The sequence below is a fragment of the Synechococcus sp. PCC 7335 genome, assembly GCF_000155595.1.
GTDB lineage: Bacteria > Cyanobacteriota > Cyanobacteriia > Phormidesmidales > Phormidesmidaceae > Phormidesmis.
This window is the reverse complement of the sequence record NZ_DS989904.1, coordinates 1,329,121-1,351,033: the sequence shown is the minus strand read 5'-3', so window position 1 is coordinate 1,351,033 and position 21,913 is coordinate 1,329,121. Positions and strand designations below refer to the sequence as shown.

The window sequence follows — 21,913 nt, the reverse complement described above, 5'->3', positions numbered from 1 at the left end:
GTTACATATCTTTACGCATGAATGGAAAAAGTTAGCCCGAACGTTCCTCAAAAAATTAGGTTGGGAACAATCAAAGCAAGTTTTCTTCAACTGTCAGCAATGGCTATCTTTTCTTCTAACTCGGTTATTACGGAACGCTTAGATGGGCGTTACGAAGATTTGCGACCGATTGGCCAACCCTTTGGCTATCAGCAGATGCTAGCTCATGATGCACGCCAGAATCGCTCTGTTGTAATCAAGTCCATCAGGCTAGAAAAGAGCACAACCGCTAGTGATATTGACTGCTTTAAAAGAGAGACTCACTTGCTGAAATCTTTGGATCATCCAACGATTCCTCGCTATTTAGAGTCTTTTCGCTTAGAGACAGCCGAAGGCACAGCGCTAGTGCTAGTGCAGTCTGATCGAGGAGGTCAAACCCTAGCGCAGCAGGTAGCAGCAGGCAAGCAGCACAGTGAAGCTGAAGTTCGCCTAATCGCTAAACAACTTTTGCAAGGACTGGTTCATCTTCATCAAAAAGGACTTATCCATAGGGATATTAGACCTAGTAATATCACTGTCTCTACCTCTAATAGAGTGACAGGTACCCATCAAACCACTATTCAGGCAGCCTGGTTAAATCTTGGAACGGCGCGACCGGTTAGCGAGCAACGGCCCGGGACATTGGTTGGAACCTATGGCTATGTGCCCATAGAACAGGTTCGCGCCCAGGCCACTTTTGCCTCAGACCTGTACAGCTTAGGGGCGACTCTGATCTATCTGATAACGGGCTCTCATCTAGGCGAACTGCCATGTAATGGACTACCGGTAAAATTCACCTGTGCAAGTACCAAGATTAGTTCTGATTTTCAGCAGTGGCTCAACTGGCTGATCGAACCGCAGATATGCGATCGCCCTGCCTCTGCCAAACAAGCCTTAGGCGCGCTCAATCATCTCCCTTTAGCGATGCTTAAGCAGCGTATTTGGAAGCCCACGAAAGCGCAGGTAATGCCTGTTCCCATCACCCCGGGCGGACGTAACCGCTATCAGCCCTTTTTCACTAAAATTCAGTCTCAGCGAAAGCTCAATGCTTTTAGACTGACCATTCGTCCACCAGGCCTACAGTCAAAACAAGCTTGTCAGGCGCTACCGCCGCTTCTATTTGGCAGTGCTCTACTAGCCTTAGCGCTGCATATGGTTGATTGGTTTGATTTTTCGCCAGCTATGCCGTCAAGTTTGAAGGGGTTAGCTGTGATCGCGGCAGCAGGTTTAGGGATGATGGGTGCTACCTATGGCTTCCGCTTTCTGAGAAATGGACTGCGACAACTAGACATTGCGCTGCTAAGACGCATCTATATTGAGATCAAAGACGACGTATTACTAATCTCCCAAAAGCACTGGCTGCGATCGCCCAGCTATCTAGTCAATGCCAAAAGAGAGAATATTTACCACATCAGCGCATTATCTGACGGCAATGCGATAAGGATCCTCACTAATCACAATCGAACAGAAAAATCTTCTAGCTACTACAAGCTAACCATCCACGACGGCGCAATCACTCAACGAGATATTCGCTGGCTAACTTCTTTGTTAAACGACTGGTATAACTCGCCTGTTAAATAGCTCACCGCTAGTACTGGGCTGATGGTCCTGTCAGGGTTTCTTATACAGGCAAGCGAGCTCAGGCGAGTGGTTTCATTTTTCGAAACCGCCTAACTCTATAGCCTAGCTATCTCCATAATGAGCAGGAGTATGATGATGCATAGCAGCTGCCGTGGATCATCAGCAATGTGTGACGAACTGCTGCGTTTCTCTCCTCGCTCCTCTGAAGAAACGTAGCAGTTTTTCCTTAAAGGTCTGATCTACTCTTCGTAAGTTGATTCACTAATTCAACAAACCCTCCCACCTCGGGTGCGGTGGTGATATAGGTCGGCGTATGCGCTAGCACCGTTAAATAGTGAGAGACATTCGCAACGCCAACAGAATAGGGGAAATGATCCGGGTCGAATAGGCTAGCATCGTTTGGACTATCACCCACGGTCACAACCGAAGTGGCTGTCATCTCTGGAAATTCCTGCCGCAGCGCTTTGTTTAGCCCTATCGCTTTCTCTTGGCCTTTGACTTTGATATGACACTGCACTGTGCTGTAAGTAAAGTCCATCCGTTCGGCACTACAGGTAGCGTGCATCCAGTCGAGATCACGCTGAGTCAGACTATCAATATCAAAGGTCCAGTCAGTAATGCGGTAAGGGTTGTCAACTGAGGGGCATAGGTCAGGATAGCGTTTGCGTAGATGATTAAAGAGGGTTTCTAGGCAATCGCGGTGCTGACTGAAGCAAGGGATATCAGATAAAATTCTAGAATCACCACTTTGTTTGTCTATGTAGAGACCCCCATTTTCGGCGATCGCACCAACGACAGGTAAATAGTTTACAATCGCACTTACCCACCCTGCCGATCGACCTGTTACAATCATCACATCGATATCGTGCCGTCCAAGCAATTCAAACGCCTTTAGCAGCGCTGGCGTAAATTCTCCTGCTCTGGTCAACGTACCATCCATATCCGTCGCTACCAAACGGATATCTTGCCAAAAGTGTTGCCCATAAGTAGCGGCTAATGCCTGTGGGGCCATAGCATGTCCCTTTAGGCAGTAAGTCTTACAGACAGTGTGCTTATAGCCCTCATCTCAGCCAATTCTTTAGCCGAGCAGCGACTTGGGGTCGACGCAACTTTCTCATAGCTTTAGTTTGAATCTGTCTGACCCTTTCCCTCGAAAGTTGAAAAATTCCACCAACCTCTTCGAGCGTATGGGTTTCTCCAGTCGTTAGGCCATAGCGTAAAGCGATAATCTCCTTTTCTCTTTCTGTGAGCACCTCGGTGAGCACATCCGAGATCTCTTGACGCATCATCGATTCGCTAATCTGCGATTCGGGAGAGAGAGAATTGCCATCTTCCAACAGCTCCATTAGCTCAGTATCTTCGCCTTTGCCTACTCGATGATTCAAAGACAGAGACTTTCTTTGAACCTGCTGCAACGTGCGTAGCTGCTCAGGGGTCATCTCTAATGCAGCAGCGACTTCTACTTCAGTAGGCGTGCGCTGTAGCTCTTTTCGTAGTTCACGCTGAGCTTTCTTCAGCTTGTTGAGCTTTTCAACAATATGGATCGGCAGACGAATAGTACGTGCATCATTCGCAATAGTTCGAGTGATGCCCTGTCGAATCCACCAGTAAGCGTAGGTAGAGAACTTGTATCCTTTGTCGGGATCAAACTTTTCAGCAGCGCGATTAAGACCTAACGCACCTTCTTGAATTAAATCGAGAAATGGGACGCCTCGGTTCAAATAGCGCTTAGCGATTGAGACAACTAAACGCAGGTTTGATCGTATCATTCGACGCTTAGCAGCTCTAGCCTGACGAAGTTTTTGCCTAAGCTGCCCTTCTGTATAGCCAAAGGCAGTAGCTAACTCTGCGTGGGTAGGACGTCGTTTGAGGGTTTCACTGGCTTTTTCTGAATAGTCCTCGATTTCTACAATGATTCTAACTTGCCTAGCCAGCTCAATCTCCTCAGTTGGTTGCAAAAGGGGATAGCGAGCCATCTCTTTAAAGAAAGCACCCACAGCATCATCGTTGGCTGCTTTTCGATATCGAGTAGATGCCGTAGCCTTATCAGAGTATTGGACAGAATACTGGATAGCATCCGAGCCGTCTATAGCCGCATCAGACTCTAAAACGCCCACTTCTGGAATTGCCTGATCGTCTAAGTCGTCGAGATCGCTACTTTCCAAATCATCATCTAGATCATCGCTCTCTTCATCTTCGTCTACATCTAAAAGAGTAGTCGAGTCAGCATACTGATTGTCGTCATCGTCATCTGAGTCATCATCACTAGCATTCCAAATTTTTAGCAATAGACTTTCACTGTGGCTATCACTAGATCCCTGTCTACGGCTTTCTTGCCGGATGAGGACACTGGCCGAAGAAAGATCGTTGTCTATCTGCTCTGGTGCGACAGCTGGACCGACGACGGTAGTCGAGCTTGCACCCAACTTAGTTGGACTGATGTTAGAAGATTTTGAGGCTGTCATACTTATAAAGAGGTAAACATCAGAGACGACTTGTTGAACTGGACGACTTTCTGAACTGTACGCTTCTACGTTTATATTCTTACGTATATATGTCTTTCTTTAGGTGCAATTACCGCTTACTATAGCAATCCATCATTAAGACGTTTTTTCTAACGAGTGGTTGCTTATCTAGGCAAAACCCCAGAAAGCTTAATAGGTGGGTTTTTGGTTTTATTGTTACGTTTCGTTTTTGGCTCTCATAATATCTAATTCTTCGTTTGCTCGACGCAGTGTCAAGTAATTTCTGCACGTTTTGTATTCGGTTTTACTATCTTCAATCTATTTGACTACTTTTAGTTCATGGATCAAACCGAGCAAAAGGTTAAGACTATGTGGGCCGACGTTTTGGTGGATTGTCCTGGGACTGCCAATAGGGCTTTTGATACATATATATACCGTGTTCCTTCGGAGCTGGTAGTCAGCTCAGGTGATATCGTCGGGGTTCCCTTTGGGGCTCAGCTGATAGGTGGAGTTGTTATTCGTATACTTACCTGTCTGCCCAATCAGGTGTCTGCTGAGGCTATCAAACCAATTGAAAGCGTTATCAACAAGGCCTTCTTTACTAAAGGATATTGGCAGTTATTAATCCGTGTCGAAGACTACTATCAAACACCATTAATTAGAATTGTGCGGGCAGCATTACCTCCTGGATTGTTGTCTAGAACACAACGCCGAGTCAGACTCTGTCAATCAATATCTTCAGAGACTGTCAAGCTATCTGGCTATCAGTCAAAGCTCTCTCAATCAGCACTTCTCTTAATAGAAACTCTGAATAATTCAGAAACAAAAGACTATAGCTGGCAATATCTAAAGCAAAAGATCAGAGCGCCCAGGCGAACAGGAACGGCCACTCAAGCCTTGCAACAGCTACTACGCTTGGGGTGGGTAGAGAGCTATCTAGCAACGCCCCGATCGCCTCAACCTCAAAAACGTCAGGCAGTCTTTCTCACTCGTACTATCGAGTCGCCAGCATCAGGACTCACCGCTCGTCAGCAAGAATTAGTTCACGGTTTGGCACGATGCGGCGGCGAGCTATGGCTAAGTGACGCCCTTCAGCAGTTAAAGACGACAAGCCAAACCTTGAAAAAGATTGAGGCGCTAGGCTATTTAGTCATTGCGCCAAGAGAGAGGCTGCGCTCAAGTAGTCATTCAACCGCCTTACCTGATCAGCCCAAACAGCTGACTCAAGACCAGTCGGCGGCACTCTCTCAGATTCAACAGATCCAGGGATATGAAGAAGTGCTACTACACGGTGTCACTGGATCAGGCAAGACAGAAGTATACTTGCAGGCGATCGCGCCTCATGTTCAGGCCAGAAAGTCAGCGCTTGTCCTCGTTCCTGAAATTGGTCTAACACCACAGCTGACCGACCGCTTTCGAAGTCGCTTTGGAGAGTTAGTCTGTGTCTACCACAGTGGCCTTTCCGAAGGGGAACGTTACGACACCTGGCGGCAGATGCTATCGGGTGAGCCACAAATCATCATCGGCACTCGCTCAGCCGTCTTTGCCCCGCTGCCAAATATTGGCATCATCATTTTGGACGAAGAGCACGACAGCAGCTTCAAACAAGACCAGCCGATGCCCTGCTACCATGCTGGCCTAGTAGCCAGATGGCGCGCAGAATTAGAAAACTGTCCGCTGGTTCTAGGCTCAGCCACGCCTTCACTAGAAACCTGGATACGATTCAAACCACTCCCTGCCCCTTTGCCTCAACCGAACGATTCTGTGGAAGGAGAGTTCCCAGACTCTGCTAGGCTGCTAGGCTCTACCCCATCTCAGATACCTCGCCGAGGCCACTACCTCTGCCTTCCCACCCGCGTCCACGCCCAACCGCTTCCCCCAATCGAGATCGTCGATATGCGTAAGGAACTACACGAGGGCAATCGGACCATCTTTAGTCGAACATTGCAAACTGCCTTAGAGACTTTAGTTGAAACAGGAAACCAAGGGATTTTGTTCATCCATCGGCGAGGACATAGCAGCTTTGTGTCTTGCCGTAGCTGCGGTCATGTCATGGAATGTCCTAACTGTGATGTGTCACTGTCATATCACCAGACTCATGCTGAAGCGGCAGCTCGATTGCAGTGTCACTACTGTGGGGTTAGCCAAGCTCACCCAAGTAAGTGCCCTAAGTGTCTATCCCCCTATCTCAAGAAGTTTGGCAGCGGTACCCAACGGGTGGTCAATGATCTAGCTAAATACCTACCGCAGATAAAGTGCATTCGTTTTGATAGTGACACGACTCGGAATAAGGGTGCGCATCGAGCGTTGTTAGCCCGGTTTGCTAGAGGGGAAGCGAATCTGCTGGTAGGCACCCAAATGCTCACTAAGGGGATTGATCTACCACAGGTGGTTTTAGTGGGCGTCATTGCGGCAGACGGATTGCTATTTATGCCAGATTTTCGGGCGAGCGAGCGAGCATATCAGACGCTGACTCAGGTAGCAGGTAGGGCCGGCAGAGGTGAGCAGCCAGGACGGGTAATCGTGCAAACCTATAGCCCAGAGAATGCGGTAATTCAGGCCCTAAGGGGCTCTAGCACCGAGGATGAACAAGGAATCTCTATGCCTCAGCTTGAAAAGAAGCCAATGGCAAAACAACAAGCGATAAAGCCGCAGATGATAGACCAGTACGAGCAGTTTTTGCAGCAAGAGTTACGCGATCGCGCTGAGCTTCAGTATCCTCCTTTTGGCCGTTTGATTCTGCTACGGCTCAGTGGGCTAGAGCCTGAGACCGTAGAAAAGGCCGCCGCTAGGCTAGCGGATAAGCTAGAAGCTATCAATCTAGAAGTGACACCGCTAGAAGCCACAGACAAGAACACCGCCGCTAGCTACGAACTACTAGGTCCAGTCCCTGCCCCAATCCACCGAGTGGCCCGGCGCTATCGCTGGCACATTTTGCTAAAGCTCGCGCCCAAAGCGCCTCTGCCTAATCTGACTCGTTTGCGGCCCCCCAAAGGAATTAGCTTGACGATTGACGTTGATCCGCTGAATCTGTCTTGAGCTGTTTGGCTTAAGCTGTTTGGGATGGAGGCTGCTCAGTCTGACCCATAAGTCTGCCCCATAGAAGTGTCCTCAGCTCGTGAAATAAAGATAGGCCGCTAGAGGCAGTAGGTTTGCTATCACGAGGAGTGCTTTTGTCCAACGCGATCGCACTTTACCAAACACATACACACTCGCTACCAGCATTAGCACTATTTCCAATCGACTAACGATATCTCCGTAGTAAGTTGGGTCCCAATACGACACCGGACTCTCAAAGCGGAAATTACTTAGCGGCCAAAAGTGGCGATGGGCATCATCATTATGTACGGGCAGATCTTCTAAGCAGTGCAGCACAATGCTAGAAAACAACAGCGCGATGCCAGTGCGTTTGGCATAGACCATAACGCCAATTCCTAGCAAAGCTAGCGGAATGGAATTAAAAAAGTCAAAAAGGAGTTGCCAGGCGGGTCTGTAATATTCCGTTCGCCAGATCTGCGACTCTGGCAGATCTACGACAAACTTTAGCCAGAAATAGAAGCCAAACATCGCCAAATCGGGAATCAACGCCCCCCAAATGATCAGCGGATTCCACTGCGGCTTCTGCTTGCGGCTCAGCAAGGCAAGATTAAATATGGCATGAGCCGGGGTATTCATAGGCTAAGCTTCGAAATGCGGTCTTTTCCACCGAAACGTTACAGTAAGGTGACTGATCTAACCTTAATACTCGCCATGAAACTTGGCGCTTCGCTTGCACTTTTATCTTTGTTAGCCGTAGGAGGTGCGCTGATTGTCACCAATCCCAACGAAGATGACTATGCAGGCTATCTTTTTGCAAGGGTTAGAGAATAACGAATTTGTTGAATAAGGTATGTCTAGGCCAATTTATCTGGATTGCAACGCGACTACACCCGTCGATCCGCAGGTACTGTCGGCGATGCTGCCTTTCTTTACTGACTATTTTGGCAATCCGAGTAGCCTGAACCATAGCTACGGATGGGAAGCAGAGGCAAGCGTAGGACAAGCAAGAAAGATTTTGGCAGAGGTGATCGCAGCCGATCCCGTTGAGATTGTCTTCACCAGTGGTGCCACCGAAGCAAACAATCTCGCGATTAAAGGCGTAGCCGAATCCTATATGAGCACAGGTCGACATTTGATCACAGTGCAGACAGAGCATAGCGCCGTTCTAGAGCCCTGTCGCTATCTAGAAACCTTGGGGTTTGAGATAACTTATCTATCGGTTCAGCCTGATGGATTAGTCGAGTTACAGGCGCTAGCAGATGCCTTTAGGCCCGATACCATTTTGGTCTCAGTGATGACTGCGAATAATGAGATTGGCGTGCTGCAGCCGATTAAAAAGATTGGAGAGATGTGCCGTGAACGCGGCGTTCTCTTTCATACCGACGCAGCCCAAGCCGTTGGCAAGATACCGCTAAACGTGGATAAGATGCACATCGATTTGCTCTCTATGACCGCACATAAGCTCTACGGCCCCAAAGGGATTGGCGCACTTTATGTTCGTAGAAAGAATCCTCGGGTGCAGATCTCACCTCAGCTACACGGCGGCGGTCAAGAAAGGGGCATCCGCTCAGGTACATTGTATCCGCCGCAGATTGTGGGATTTGGTGAAGCGGTGAGATTGGCCGTAGCAGAAATGGAGACGGAAACGCAGCGGTTGAAGAGCTTGCGCGATCGCCTTTGGCAGCATCTGCAAGCTATCCCTGGCATCTACCTCAATGGTCACCCTACGCGGCGATTGCCTAATAATTTGAATATCAGCTTTGATGGAATAGATGGTAATGCGCTGCTTTTAGAGATTAGAGATGCGATCGCTATTTCATCTGGCTCGGCCTGTAGTTCTCTAAAGGCAGCGCCGTCCCACGTTATCCAGTCATTAGGGCGTAGCCATGACCAGGCTAAAGCAACGCTGCGATTTGGATTAGGCAGACACACTAGCCTAGAAGAGATTGAACGAGCCGCCACTATAGTTAGGCAAGCTGTCAGGTCTCAGAGACAAACAGCTACTGAGATAGCAGTGTAAACTTTAGAGCCTTTCATCAGGCGCTGAAGGATCAAGCATAAAGCGCACGAATCGGTCAATTCCTGCGACAATGAAGGCCGACTTCTCTGATGCAATAGCTTCACTTGGCAGATCATGGCTCAAGAAACGCGGCGTAGCTTATTTGGTGGATTGTTTGGCAGTAAATCTAGCAAGTCTTCGCCGCTGACCATTTCGGTGATGCTGATGTATATCGGTATTGCGATCACAGCAATCTTCGTCTTCGTAGCGCTATTCGCGCCGCTGATGCAAAGCTGGGGCTGGATACAAGATCCGACCGCTGGCCTGACTAACCCAATTCATGAACCACCCTCGGCAGCACATTGGTTTGGCACTAGCCGCCAGGGCTATGACGTATTTTCTCGAACGCTGTTCGGCACTAGAGCTGCTTGGCGAGTAGTGCTGTTAGCAACGGCGATGAGTGTGGTGGTAGGCGTTCCTTTAGGAATGCTCAGTGGCTATCTAGGTGGCAAAATAGACCGGGCACTGCTGTTTCTTATGGATACGATCTACACGCTGCCAGGGCTGCTGCTGTCAGTAACGCTAGCATTTGTCGTTGGTCGCGGCGTACTAAACGCGGCAGTGGCGCTGTCGATTGCATATGTGCCGCAGTATTACCGGGTGGTGCGTAACCATACGGTAAGCGTGAAGACAGAGCTGTTTATCGAAGCGGCGCAGTCTATGGGCGCATCTACATGGGCAGTTCTTTCTCGCTATTTGTTCTTGAATGTGGTGCAAAGTGTTCCTGTTCTGTTCACGCTAAACGCGGCGGATGCCGTTTTGATCTTGGGGGGTTTGGGTTTTTTAGGCTTAGGGCTACCAGAGTCCGTGCCCGAGTGGGGCGACTCTTTACGACAGGCGTTGGATGCATTACCAACTGGGATCTGGTGGACAGCTCTGTTCCCAGGATTGGCAATTACGATGATGGTAACCGGACTATCACTCATCGGCGAAGGACTCAACGAGTTTATCAATCCTTTGCTGCGCCGCGAAAATTGGGACTAGCGGTAGGGTGATTACATTGTGCCGGAACCCAGCTCTACGATGCACTTATCGCCTAGCTAACATTACCGCTTTGTCTATCACACTCTACTGAATGGGTTTGTTGGATGCGCATTCTCAAAAAGGACTTACCTCCGTACGTTAGCTGACTACTTTTCTCTCCTACTAGAGGCAACTAGAGAACATTTGCTACCCGTATGCTCTGCGCCTACGGGTGGCCAAACCTATGCCGTTTGATACGATCCGAATACTCTTCGTTTTTCCTATACATCATGCCGATCAGTCGTAGGCTTGTACGCTTTGCCGAGTACGTATCTGTGTCAGCTTCTGTTGTTGGTGTGATCGCGGCTTTCACGACCCAGCAAGCTATCTACGCTGTCGTGCCTCTGTCAGTTTCTGCCGTGCTCAGTTTGATTGCTCGCCAGCAGCGATCGCGGCAGCTAGATAAAATCATCCAAAATGAGGCTAAAAAAGCACAGGACCTTGCATCTCTAGCACACCAAGCTGAACAGCGACTATCCGAAGTAGAGCAGCAAGGACTGAACTATCAAGAGGAGATCGAAAAACTTACTCAGGCAGTTGCCCAGCAAAACAGCGCAGAAGCAGAGACCTTTACTCAGCTCGTCGAGACGCTTCGCGCTGATATATCAAGACAAACACAGAAGTTGGCAGTCGTTGAAGGCGAACTCAATCGCATTAGCATAGCGTTGCAAACAATTCAGACAGGACTAGGTGAGCAGGGGCAAGCATCACTAGCAGCAAAGGATGAGAGCGATCAAGTCAGACTAGAGGTTGCGAACTTAACCGCAGCTTTGGCTCAATCGAGGGCGCAGATAGATACCGCGCTGGCGAATATACGAGATGACTTCAACACACTATCTAGTCAAACAGTAGCAGCCACAGATCGACAAACCGATCAAATTCGCAAAGCACAGCAGCGAGCCAACGACGAGAAAGCCACAGTCGCAGAGAGAATATCTCAGTTAGAACTTCGCCTAGAGACAAGCTCTGAACTGTCTGAATTATCTATCGTTATTGAAAGTTTGAGAACAAGAATTGAGGCGATCGCTTTACAGCTATCTAACCAAACAGATGACGGGTTAGATTCAACAGAAACCAAAACAGCAAATACTGACGTCGAACCGGATTTTAGTCATGTTGTGCCCCAACTGCCGACAGACGATAACTTCGACCTAGACATTAATTTAGGAATAGACTTTGGAACAGGCTATACCAAAGTTTGCCTAAGAGATTTAGCATTAGAGCAGGCGGAAGTCGTTACTTTTACTGGGTTGACAGACAGCGCATTGGACCTAGATGAAACTCTGATGCCGACTCGGTTGGCCATCTTGGAAGATGGAACCTTGCTGACAGGATTAACAGTAACAGAATGGCGAGCCTGTAATCGGCCAATCCAACAGAATATTGATTACATCAAAATGCGGCTAGCAGCGATTGATCTCAATAAAGAGAATTCAGACGAAGCGCAAGCGGAATGGCGACTAGAAAAGATCGCTGAGCTAGATGATGACGAAACCGTTAAAAGCTTATGCGCCTATTATCTAAGCCAGGTGATAGCACGGTCTCAGCAGTGGGCTATTCAGAACAGACCGGAAATTTTTGCGAATAGAACCGTACGCTGGAGCGTGAATCTAGGGGTTCCTGTAGAGTACTGTGATTCCAAAGCTCTGAAGACATTTGAGCAGGTGTTGGCGATCGCCTGGCTGATCAAAAGTAGCGACATCGACACATCAGCATTGACTATCAGCAGCCTCAATCGGTTGACCAAGCATCTAGAAAAATGGGCTCAAACAGAAGAACAAATTAATCAGCTAGATTGCACGACAACCCCAGAGATTGTCGCAGCGATGTGGTCTTTTATCAACTCACGTCAGGCGCAGGAAGGGTTCTACACCTTCTTTGATATTGGTGATGGTACGCTAGATGGAGCCGCTTTTATTTTCAATCGCACCGACGGCAGTCGAAAAGTAGACTGCTATATCGGTAAAGTAGAGCCCCTAGGTGTGAGTGCTTTTGTTGAAAAAACTGCTGACGAGCTACAGCTAGCACCTGAGAGCGTTCGCCACTTTCTTAGCGATCCGTCTAATAGTCCCCACAGTGAGCAGCTTCAGAATAGTAGAACGCGCAACAAGATCCAAAGCATGGTAGCTGAGGTAGTGATGGATGGCAATGAAAAACATCAACAGATACGACAGTTCTCTGTCGAGAAAGACATAGGAGAAAATTTAAAGGTGTTCATTGGTGGCGGCGGCGGCAATACGGAATTCTTTCCAGATACTATCGAAGCGACCCATAGCGAATTTAAGCAAGGGAATGCCGATATTCCTCCCTACAAGCTGCGGCAGATTCCAACGCCACAAGATCTTGTTGTCAACGGATTAGACGAAAAAGATTTCAACCGATTCGCGATCGCCTATGGTCTTTGTATTCCTGAAGGAGAGAATCCCGAGATCAGACTGCCTAGCCAGTTCCAGACGATAGAATCAGGCGCAGAAATCTCTGAGCATACACCCGAAAGATACGAAGATAGCCGTGATTTGATGTAAGCATCTACTCTTATGCTTTCGTTCTTCTTTGCAGATAGGCAGATAGATGATTAAGTCCTCTCGAAGCGTCAATGACTGGGACCCTAAACAGCCTGATCAGGATGTTCGAATCAAGGCTAACCCCGGCAGACGTGGTAAAACTACAGGTAAAGTACGCCAAGCGGGTACCCGTACACTAGTCGAAATTCGGTTTGGACCGGCTGAGAGAATCTTTAAGCCTAAGAACTTACTAGAGCTTTGTAGTGAAGATGAAAGTGTAGAAGAACTTCTCAAACAAGGACGGTTTGGCGGGCCTGCTGATCTAAGAAGAATCCTTACTTTTGAAAAGATAAAAGGCGAGCTGACCAATGTGTTCTATAGCATGGAGTCTAGTCAAACAGACTTCTACGCGCATCAGTTCAAACCCGTTCTAAAGCTTCTAGATTCTCCAGTCGGTAGACTTTTGATTGCCGATGAAGTGGGGCTGGGCAAGACCATTGAAGCGATGTACATTTGGAAAGAACTTCAGACCCGCGCTGATGCCAGACGGATACTGATTGTCTGCCCGGCGATGCTGCGTCAAAAGTGGAAAGACGATCTTGCCCAGCGGTTCAATATTTTTGCCGAGATTGTCGATGCGAAAGACTTACTGGGGCGTACTAAACTTTGCTTGGAAAGCCAGCAAAATCAGTCGTTTGCCTGTATTGCTAGTCTAGAAGGCTTACGACCTAGCGGCAATTGGGAAGATATCAACACCAAAAATACCCGAGCCGAATTAGCCCGATTGCTAGACGCCAACCCTGCCAATGATGAGTTTGGTTTGTTTGATCTCGCTGTCATTGACGAAGCTCACTATCTAAGAAACGCAGCGACTGCTAGCAATCTGGTCGGTCGGCTTATCCGTGATGCTTCGCGCTATCTACTGCTGCTCACAGCCACCCCTGTCCAGATTGACAACTCCAATCTATTTCAACTGCTACGGCTGATTAGTCCAGACGACTTTTTTAGTGAAGACATTTTCAGCACCATGTTAGGTGCTAATCAGCCAGTTATGAGGGCCCTGAGATATCTATGGGCTAGCCCACCAGAGCCGAAGAAAGCAAGAGATGCTGTCAATAAAGCATTAGAATCTCACTATTTCAAAGATAGCTATCTGCTGAATCAGGTCAAAGAGAAATTAGAACAATCGCTCACAGACACAGTAAAGCTGGAAGAATCGGATCGAGTAGAGCTAGGCTACAAGCTAGAAAAATCTTCTCTGCTAGGACAATATATTACTCGCAGCCGTAAGCGAGACGTTTTACCCAATAGGGTCAAGCGCGATCCTCAAACGCTGACCGTCGAGTTTTCACCGCTAGAGCGAAAATTCTACGATGAAGTGACCGAAGCAATCCGCAGTCAAACCAAAGGCAAGAAAGGAGTGTCGCTATTGAGCTTAATTGCTCGTCAGCGGCAGATGGCAAGCTGTATGGTAGCCGCACTAGAAACCTGGCGAGCGGATCACAGCCTCAAAGGTCTGGTAGAAGAATCTCTTTGGGAAGATATGGGGATTGCTTCTCGGCTACACAAAGCCGCTGAAATACAAAATTCTTCGACTGTCTCACTTTGCTTTAACCGAGTAAGTATCCTAGATTTAGAAGCGCAAGACAGTAAGTACAACAAGCTTAAAGATTTTTTAGACAGTGAATTAGCAAAAGATTCGGCCCAAAAGTTTGTAATCTTTGCTTATTTTCGAGGTACGTTGAAATATTTAGCGCGTCGGCTGAACGCAGCAGGCATTTCAACGGGCCTAATCATGGGTGATATGGGCGATCGCAAGTGGGAAGTCGTTCAGCAATTTCGCCAACCGGAGGGACCTTCGGTGCTGCTATCATCTGAAGTAGGCAGCGAGGGTATTGACTTACAGCACTGTCGTTTTTTGGTGAACTACGATCTGCCCTGGAATCCGATGCGGGTAGAGCAGCGGATTGGCCGACTAGACAGACTCAATCAAAAAGCCGAGCGAATTTCGATAGTAAACTTTAGCCTGAAAGACACGGTTGAAGCTGAGATCTTAGAGCGGCTATATAAGCGAATTCGCATTTTTGAAGAAAGCGTAGGCGATATTGAAAGCATCTTAGGTGAGATGACGGAAAACCTGATGCTAGAGCTGTTTGAAGAAACCCTTACCCCTGAAGAAGAACGACTTAGAATTGAGCAAACGGCGACAGCGCTAGAGAATAAACGGCTCCTTCAAGATAATCTAGAAAAGGAAGCTGTAAATATGCTGGCCTTTTCTGACCATATTCTAGAGGCGATTGAGGAGAGCAAGGCGAAAGGCAGATGGCTACAGCCTGATGAGGTCTATGCCTTTGTCCAAGACTGTTTTTCCCGGTACTACCCAGGAACAGTCATCACTTTGCAGCAAGACTCTAGCTTGTTTGATATCACACTATCCGAGAAAGCTAAGGTCGATCTGCAGTTTTTTATATCTCAAAATCGCTGTGCCACGCCTACGCAACTCCATAAGTCCAGCGGGCCCGTAAGCTGCTTTTTCGATCCTAAGATAAAGGGCAGTATGGGCAAGCGTAACGAGCTACTAGACTCAACTCACCCTCTAATCCTATGGATACGCGATCGCTACGCCACGGCCGCTCAAACGCTTCATCCCGTCTCCGCTATCCACACCACTCCTGAACAAAGCAACCTGGAAGCTGGTCTCTATGCTTACGCCGTTTACCTGTGGACGTTTACAGGACTTAGAACAGAGAGTCAAATTGCCTATAAGCTAATCAATGTAGGGAATAATCAACTGCTAGACGCTCAGGTCTCAGAGTCTGTCCTTTCAACGCTGGTGCGAGTTGGTCAGATCAAACCCAACGCAAGCAGCTTCATCCAAGATATTAACAGCGTTATAGAAGCACAAGCTCGCTGCAGAGAGGATTTAGAAGACTCCTTTGGGAAAGCGCTAGAGGACTTTTACGAAGAAAACGACAGCCGCTGCGACATTCAAGAAAAAAGTGCCCGTGCCTTCGCAGAAAGAAAACAGCATGAACTGGCCGCTCGGATAGAGAGATTCAAGCAATCTGGAAAAACTCGCATCATTCCTGCAACGCAAGGGCAGCTAAACAAAGTGAATAGAGAGCTAGAAGTAAAGCTGATTAGTATTCAACAAAAACGAGACGATGTGGTCTCTGACCAAAGAGAACTAGCAGCGGGGGTAATTTTGGTAGAAACAACGTAGGCAACATTGAGTGTCTGACGACTGTAATGATCCATGTATTTTTGTGTAGATCTAGCGATCCCCTCATCTTTTAGTAAGGAACGATCGGCATCGTGAAGTGAATTAAGGACCAGACTTCTGAAAGGAACTTTAGCGATGAGGCACAGTATGCATCAACTGTTTAGGTCTTTTGTCTTGATGACGGTCAGTGGATTGGCGATCGCACCTCCTGCTAGCGCCGTCGATTTTGTTTTTACCACGGTACAAGAGCGCCCGGGTGGCGTTGCAGAGGACGAAGTCGTAGAGATAGATGACGTCACTCGAAACTTTCAAGAACTACAAAGAGAACGGCTAAACCAAGAAACAGAAGCGGTAGAGGGCGAAGATCAACCATCAGAAGCAGCTCCCTTAGAAGGCGAACAAGCAGATGCCCTAAAACCGTCTACACAGAATGAAGGCCCAGGGCTTTCTGAGTAGCAGCTGATGGCTGCCTATGCATAGCTGGTGAAAAGCCGTCAGTAGGGCTTATTTAGCTTTTAAGGTAGGCTCAGGCAACACAATCAAGCTGGTGGCATTCTCAAATCAATGAAGTTAATCACCGACTTGATTTAAGGAACTAAGTTATGCAACCGATCAGCCGTCAACTACTCAACGCTTTTGGTCTTGCTATGATGGGTGTGATCGCCCTTTCTCCTACCGCTAAGGCCGTCGAATTCAGAGTCACTACCGTACAAGTGCGTAGCGGTGAAGTCGTAGAGATAGAGGACATCACTCAAAACTTTCGCACTCGCCAGAGAGATCAGCTCAGTAACCAGTCCTTCGACACAGTAGGTTCCTTGAAGCAAAGGCAGGCTGAAGCTGCAACAGCAGAAAACCAAGTAGCTTTGCCAAGCGCGATCGCAGGCAGATAAGGCAATAGACACTTCGCCATGAGAAACTCTGCAAGAGAATTCGTAACTCTACGAGACGCAATATACCAGACCCCACCACAGCATCCTTAATCTGCTGGAGATGATCGAACTTGTTCACACAACGTATCGAGAACAAACGTCTATAAGGCCAGAGAAAATAGAAGTTTCATAGAAGAATTTGAGTATTGTTGTATATAACGGACAGGCATCTTTGGAGCTATTCAAACTCGGCTTCAAAAGGGATATGACCTGTGGAGAGACTGCTGATTGCTACTAAACATTCCGTTTAGGGCACTATATCTTCGGCGGCTAGCTCACTATATAGCACTTAACTTCTCTTTCTATAGTTAGAGATGCATATGGTCAGAGAGGTATAGGAGTTAGGCAAATCCACCGTACATACTAGAGGCGATAATATTTCGGCCTTTAAGGATAGGTAGCCGGGTAGAAGCTCATACGAGCTACGCAGTTTTTAAGAGATATAGGAATGAAGAAGACAATAACGACAGTGCTTGCTGGCGTCTTGATGCTAGGGGTTGCTGCTTGCGATACAGCAAGAACAAGTGCCGACGCTCCATCGGATGTAGGCGGCGAGGTTGAAACCCCTGCTGCTGTAGAAGAGACTGTAGAAGATGCAGAGAGCGAAGTACGTCAGGCTCAGCTCGATTCTGATATTAGAGCGCGTGAGCAGCGCAATGAAGTCTTAGGCGATGAAGGGGAACGTGCTGATTCTGATATAGAGAGTGAGGTCCGCGCCAAGCTAGAGGCGAATATTCCTAGAGGTAAGCTGACGATTGATGCTGAAGATGGCAACGTCGCAATATCAGGAACCGTTCCTAGTGAGAAAGAATACGAAACGATTGAACCCTTGGCAGGAGAGATTCTAGGCGTTGAGTCTGTCGCTGTAGATGTCGAGATCGCACCGGCAGCGGAATAGCGTAGCTCCTAAAGGGTGCATAAAAGAAAGAAAAAGCAGTAAGTAAGGAGAAATCTAAATGGTCATTCAAAATACCAACCAACCTACACCTCAGGCTACAACGGGCCAGTATCAACGCGCCGTCGGTGTGTTCAAAACTCGTGCCGAAGCAGAGCGTGTCATCCGTGACCTTGATGAAGCAGGCTTGAACATGGAGCGTGTTTCGGTTGTTGCTAGAGACGCCGATGAGGTATCTGGAATCGAGACAGGCGTCAAAGAGACAGAGGAAGTAGGGAACCACGCAGACGATGGTGCAGCTACAGGTGCGCTCACAGGCGGTGCTATTGGCGGCGTTGGCGGGCTACTAGTAGGGCTAGGCGCATTGGCGATTCCAGGTATCGGTCCTATCTTATTAGCGGGTGCTGAGGCGACTGCGATCGCAACTACATTAGCAGGTGGTGCTATCGGTGCGGCGGCTGGCGGTCTAGTAGGTGCCCTTATTGGTCTAGGCATTCCTGAAGAAAGAGCCCGCGTCTACAATGACAGAGTTGCCTCCGGTGAATATTTGGTCATGGTGAATTCTGTTGCGGCTGATATTGCTAGCGCCGAAGCAATTATGAAGCGCCACAACGTAGAAGAGTTTGAAATCTATGGCTCTCAAGGCTCCGCATTGGATAATGCGGACAACCTTAAGCTTTACGAAGAGCGCTTAAAGGTGAATAAGGATAGGGTACGCACTGGAAACGTCTCTGTTGGCAAACGGGTGGTCTCCGATACGACTGAAGTATCGGTACCAGTTGAGAAAGAAAGGGTCGTCATCGAGCGTACAGCGCCGGGAACAACGGCGGCAGTTACCCCCACCGCGGATGCCTTTCAGTCGGGTGAGGTAGCCCGCGTGGAAGTGTATGAAGAGTCTGCAGATATCCGTAAGGAGGCTGTCGTAGCAGAAGAAGTTAACGTTCGCAAGGAGACCACTCGAGAAACGGTTACTGCGGAGGAGACACTGCGCCGTGAGGAGTTGGAGGTTAGCTCAAACGATGATACGGTCATTCGCGAAAGCTAAGTTACAAGATTAAGCACCTTTCTTTGTAGGCTTTACTTTGTAGATAGAGTCGGCCTACAGTCGAAAACTTATTACATGAATGCACTGAACTGCGTCTAATGCGGTTTAGTGCATTTTTTTGGTTCTTTTATAGAGAGAAGTAGATAGAAGATATTGCAAAACGAGGATGAATGCTTACTTAGTCTGATCAGCGTAGTTATAGGCAAGCGTCGGATTACATTCGGCGTTTGCGCGTCTCTTAGCCTGCTGTAAGTAATGGTTCTACCAGTTACAAGTATTACAAGCTAAGTGAACAAAGCTTAGGACGCGGACTAGCAACGCGGTAAGATACTGTCTGTAATCCCAGATACCACCTACATTGGAAAATAGATAGGTAAAAAGCCGTGTCTCTTCTTCAGGTTGCTCACAGAATCGACCGTTTTATTAACGCTATTGGCAGGCTCACCTATTGGCTGGTGCTAGTGATGATTGGTGTTGGTGTGTGGAACGTACTAGGCCGCTATGTGGGTAATGCTATTGGGCAAAATCTCAGTTCCAACGGCCTAATCGAAACGCAGTGGTATCTGTTTGATCTAGTCTTTTTGCTAGGCGCGGCTTATACCTTGCAGCATAATGAGCATGTGCGGGTTGACGTATTTTATGCGCGGTTCAATCGAAAGCAGAAGGCGATCGCCGATCTGATCGGCACTCTCTTCTTTCTTATCCCCTTCTCCATACTAGTTCTCTACTTTTCCTGGGGCGCAGTCTCTAAATCCTGGGCGGTCCGCGAAACCTCGCCTGATCCAGGCGGCCTGCTGCGCTACCCAATCAAAACGATGATTCTCGTTTGCTTTGTTCTACTCATACTACAAGGCATCTCTGAAGCAATTAAAAACTGGGCCATCATTCAGAATCCTTCCATAGAACCCATATTAAAGCAGCGGTTAGAAGAACAAACAACAGAAGAGCAGCCGTCTAGTGGAGAGAATCGATGATTACTGACTGGCTTGGGCCAGCTATGTTTGCAGGCGCACTTGCGCTTCTCTCCCTTGGCTATCCAGTCGCTTTTTCGCTGGGGGGCGTAGCCATCCTCTTTGGCATTATCGGCATTGTGCTAGGCGTGTTTGATCCCATTTTTCTGACGGCCATGCCACAGAGAATCTTTGGCATCATGAACAACTTTACGCTGCTCGCAATTCCCTACTTCATCTTTATGGGTGGAATGCTTGAAAAATCTGGCATAGCAGAAGATTTGCTAGAAACAATGGGGGCGCTATTTGGTCGAATCCGTGGCGGCCTAGCCGTAGCCGTTGTCGTCGTTGGTGCGCTGCTAGCGGCTACAACAGGCGTGGTCGCAGCTACTGTGGTGACGATGGGACTGATCTCTTTACCAACAATGTTGCGCTACGGATACAACAAAGACCTCGCTAGCGGTGTGATTGCAGCCTCTGGAACATTAGGTCAAATTATTCCGCCTAGTATTGTTCTAGTGGTTCTAGCTGACCAGCTAGGAATTTCGGTTGGAGATTTGTTTCTAGGATCGGTCATTCCAGGATTGATGATGGCAGGCGCGTTTGTTGTGCATGTCTTGGCGATCGCCTTCATCCGCCCGAATCTGGCGCCCGCGCTACCTGTGGCACTTATTGACATTCGTGGTCGGGCCCTTGTCTCCAAAATCATCAAAGTAATGGTGCCACCGTTAGCTCTAATCTTACTTGTACTCGGTAGTATCTTCTTTGGCGTTGCGACCCCTACTGAAGCAGGCGCATTGGGCTGTTTTGGCGCAATGATCTTAGCCGCTGCGAAAGGTCAGCTCCGGTTAAAAGGAATCAGAGAAGTCTGTGATCAAACCCTTCGGACTACCAGCATGGTTATCTTTATCCTGTTGGGATCGACTGCGTTTAGTCTGGTGTTTAGAGGTTTACGCGGAGACCGACTAATCGCCGATGTTCTGATCAATCTACCAGGTGGCAACATCGGTTTTTTGATTGTCAGCATGGCAACAATCTTTATTCTTGGCTTCTTTATTGACTTCTTTGAGATTGCCTTTATCGTGGTGCCGCTGTTCGCGCCAATCGCCCAGCAGCTTGGCATCGATCTAGTATGGTACGGGGTGATTATTGGTGCGAATATGCAAACCTCCTTCCTTACACCGCCTTTTGGATTTGCACTATTTTACCTACGTGGGATCGCTCCAAAAGAAATAACCACGAATAATATCTATCGCGGTGTTGTTCCTTTCATTATTCTTCAGCTACTGGTGCTAGTCGCTATCATTGCCTTTCCACAGCTCGTGAGTTGGCTACCCTCTCTCAGTCAATAGCTTTGTATAGTAGCTCTGCCCCTGACTAGTTCATCACTGATAGACACATATCCAACAGATCTGCACTTCCAGCACCCAGTTTAGTAGTCAGATATCTAGTCAACGAGCATTCTTCCCTAGTCAAAATAGCCTCCAGGTTGTATATTCAACCGAACAGCTGACAAACCGCCGTATCTACTGGCTTTCAACCGATGGTTACGATGGTTTCTACATTCACAGGTGCCAGTGATGTTTCTATCAATACGGTTGAAGATATGACCCTTGACCCTACCGCAGAAACAGCCAAGAAAACAGTCAGAGAAATCGCCCAGCAGATGTCTCACGATTGTGTTGCAAGAAGACTTAGACAAGTCAACCGCACCCTTACTCGGCTCTACGACGAAGCGCTAAGACCCTACGGGCTAACGATCAATCAACTCAACATTCTTGCTGTTATCGTCAGTGAAAAACAGATTCAGCCGGGCCAGCTTGGACAAGCTCTCGGCATGGAAAAATCCACCGTCAGCCGCACTATCGATCGGATGGCGAAAAAGAACTGGCTGCAGATCGCTTCTGGCAAGGACAGCCGGACCCAGCTACTAAGCGTGACTCCAAAAGGACGTCAGCTCCTGCTTGCTGTCGCGCCTATTTGGAATACGTTGCAACAAAGCGTGCTCAGTTCTAGAAACGATCAGAATATCCTCGACATGCTTGCCCTTGACACAGCGCCTACCCAAAGTTCGCAGACGGAGAGACAAGATAGAGAAGTCCCTCTATCAGCAGACGATTTTTATTTGTGAAATAGCCTGGATCTTGCCACTCTGCTAGCTTTAGTGACAACATTGTCAAAC

The 21,913-nt window shown here is 48.1% G+C and carries 16 protein-coding genes; 13 read left to right on the top strand and 3 right to left on the bottom strand.

Annotated elements, in window-relative coordinates:
• Positions 1-21: 21 nt before the first annotated feature.
• Positions 22-1,599: a serine/threonine-protein kinase gene (locus S7335_RS25770; protein ID WP_006456292.1), complete on the top strand. Its 1,578-nt coding sequence runs from the start codon at positions 22-24 to the stop codon at positions 1,597-1,599.
• Between the two features lie 226 nt (positions 1,600-1,825).
• On the opposite strand, the gene S7335_RS06025 is transcribed toward S7335_RS25770, so the two are convergent.
• Together S7335_RS06025 and S7335_RS06020 are read right to left on the bottom strand one after the other, a co-directional pair.
• A complete protein-coding gene (locus S7335_RS06025) occupies positions 1,826-2,611 on the bottom strand; it encodes an HAD-IIB family hydrolase (RefSeq protein ID WP_006453590.1) in 786 nt (261 codons plus the stop codon).
• Positions 2,612-2,660: 49 nt separating this feature from the next.
• A complete protein-coding gene (locus S7335_RS06020) occupies positions 2,661-4,064 on the bottom strand; it encodes an RNA polymerase sigma factor, RpoD/SigA family (protein ID WP_006453855.1) in 1,404 nt (467 codons plus the stop codon).
• 339 nt (positions 4,065-4,403) lie between these two features.
• Here S7335_RS06020 and priA point away from each other — a divergent pair, with 339 nt between their 5' ends.
• A complete protein-coding gene (gene priA / locus S7335_RS06015) occupies positions 4,404-7,103 on the top strand; it encodes a primosomal protein N' (protein WP_071776910.1) in 2,700 nt (899 codons plus the stop codon).
• Between the two features lie 72 nt (positions 7,104-7,175).
• Here priA and S7335_RS06010 read toward each other — a convergent pair whose 3' ends face one another.
• Positions 7,176-7,739: a hypothetical protein gene (locus S7335_RS06010; protein ID WP_006454654.1), complete on the bottom strand. Its 564-nt coding sequence runs from the start codon at positions 7,737-7,739 to the stop codon at positions 7,176-7,178.
• 214 nt (positions 7,740-7,953) lie between these two features.
• Here S7335_RS06010 and S7335_RS06005 point away from each other — a divergent pair, with 214 nt between their 5' ends.
• The 11 genes from S7335_RS06005 to S7335_RS25765 all read left to right on the top strand — a co-directional run bounded on the left by S7335_RS06005 (position 7,954) and on the right by S7335_RS25765 (position 21,862).
• Positions 7,954-9,123, top strand: coding sequence for a cysteine desulfurase family protein (locus tag S7335_RS06005; protein WP_006455305.1), 1,170 nt, complete (start codon positions 7,954-7,956; stop codon positions 9,121-9,123).
• 114 nt (positions 9,124-9,237) lie between these two features.
• Entirely contained in the window at positions 9,238-10,146 is a 909-nt protein-coding gene (locus tag S7335_RS06000; protein WP_006457368.1) for an ABC transporter permease, read from the top strand.
• A 314-nt stretch (positions 10,147-10,460) separates the two neighbouring features.
• Positions 10,461-12,710 (top strand): hypothetical protein, encoded by a 2,250-nt coding sequence (locus tag S7335_RS05995; protein ID WP_006455393.1) that lies wholly within the window; start codon positions 10,461-10,463, stop codon positions 12,708-12,710.
• A gap of 46 nt (positions 12,711-12,756) precedes the next feature.
• A complete protein-coding gene (locus S7335_RS05990; RefSeq protein ID WP_006454962.1) occupies positions 12,757-15,912 on the top strand; it encodes an SNF2-related protein in 3,156 nt (1,051 codons plus the stop codon).
• A 147-nt stretch (positions 15,913-16,059) separates the two neighbouring features.
• The gene (locus S7335_RS05985) at positions 16,060-16,368 is read left to right on the top strand and encodes a hypothetical protein (protein ID WP_006456162.1); all 309 of its coding nucleotides are present in this window, start codon (positions 16,060-16,062) and stop codon (positions 16,366-16,368) included.
• Positions 16,369-16,514: 146 nt separating this feature from the next.
• Positions 16,515-16,802, top strand: coding sequence for a hypothetical protein (locus S7335_RS05980; RefSeq protein WP_006455532.1), 288 nt, complete (start codon positions 16,515-16,517; stop codon positions 16,800-16,802).
• 487 nt (positions 16,803-17,289) lie between these two features.
• Entirely contained in the window at positions 17,290-17,739 is a 450-nt protein-coding gene (locus S7335_RS05975; RefSeq protein WP_006454694.1) for a BON domain-containing protein, read from the top strand.
• 58 nt (positions 17,740-17,797) lie between these two features.
• The gene (locus S7335_RS05970; protein WP_006456572.1) at positions 17,798-18,781 is read left to right on the top strand and encodes a DUF2382 domain-containing protein; all 984 of its coding nucleotides are present in this window, start codon (positions 17,798-17,800) and stop codon (positions 18,779-18,781) included.
• 383 nt (positions 18,782-19,164) lie between these two features.
• A complete protein-coding gene (locus tag S7335_RS05965; RefSeq protein ID WP_006455366.1) occupies positions 19,165-19,755 on the top strand; it encodes a TRAP transporter small permease subunit in 591 nt (196 codons plus the stop codon).
• On the top strand, positions 19,752-21,083 hold the full coding sequence (locus tag S7335_RS05960) for a TRAP transporter large permease subunit (RefSeq protein WP_006457360.1): 1,332 nt from the start codon (positions 19,752-19,754) through the stop codon (positions 21,081-21,083). Before S7335_RS05965 ends, S7335_RS05960 begins: the two co-directional genes overlap by 4 nt.
• A 191-nt stretch (positions 21,084-21,274) precedes the next feature.
• Entirely contained in the window at positions 21,275-21,862 is a 588-nt protein-coding gene (locus tag S7335_RS25765; RefSeq protein WP_227499954.1) for a MarR family winged helix-turn-helix transcriptional regulator, read from the top strand.
• Positions 21,863-21,913: the final 51 nt, after the last annotated feature.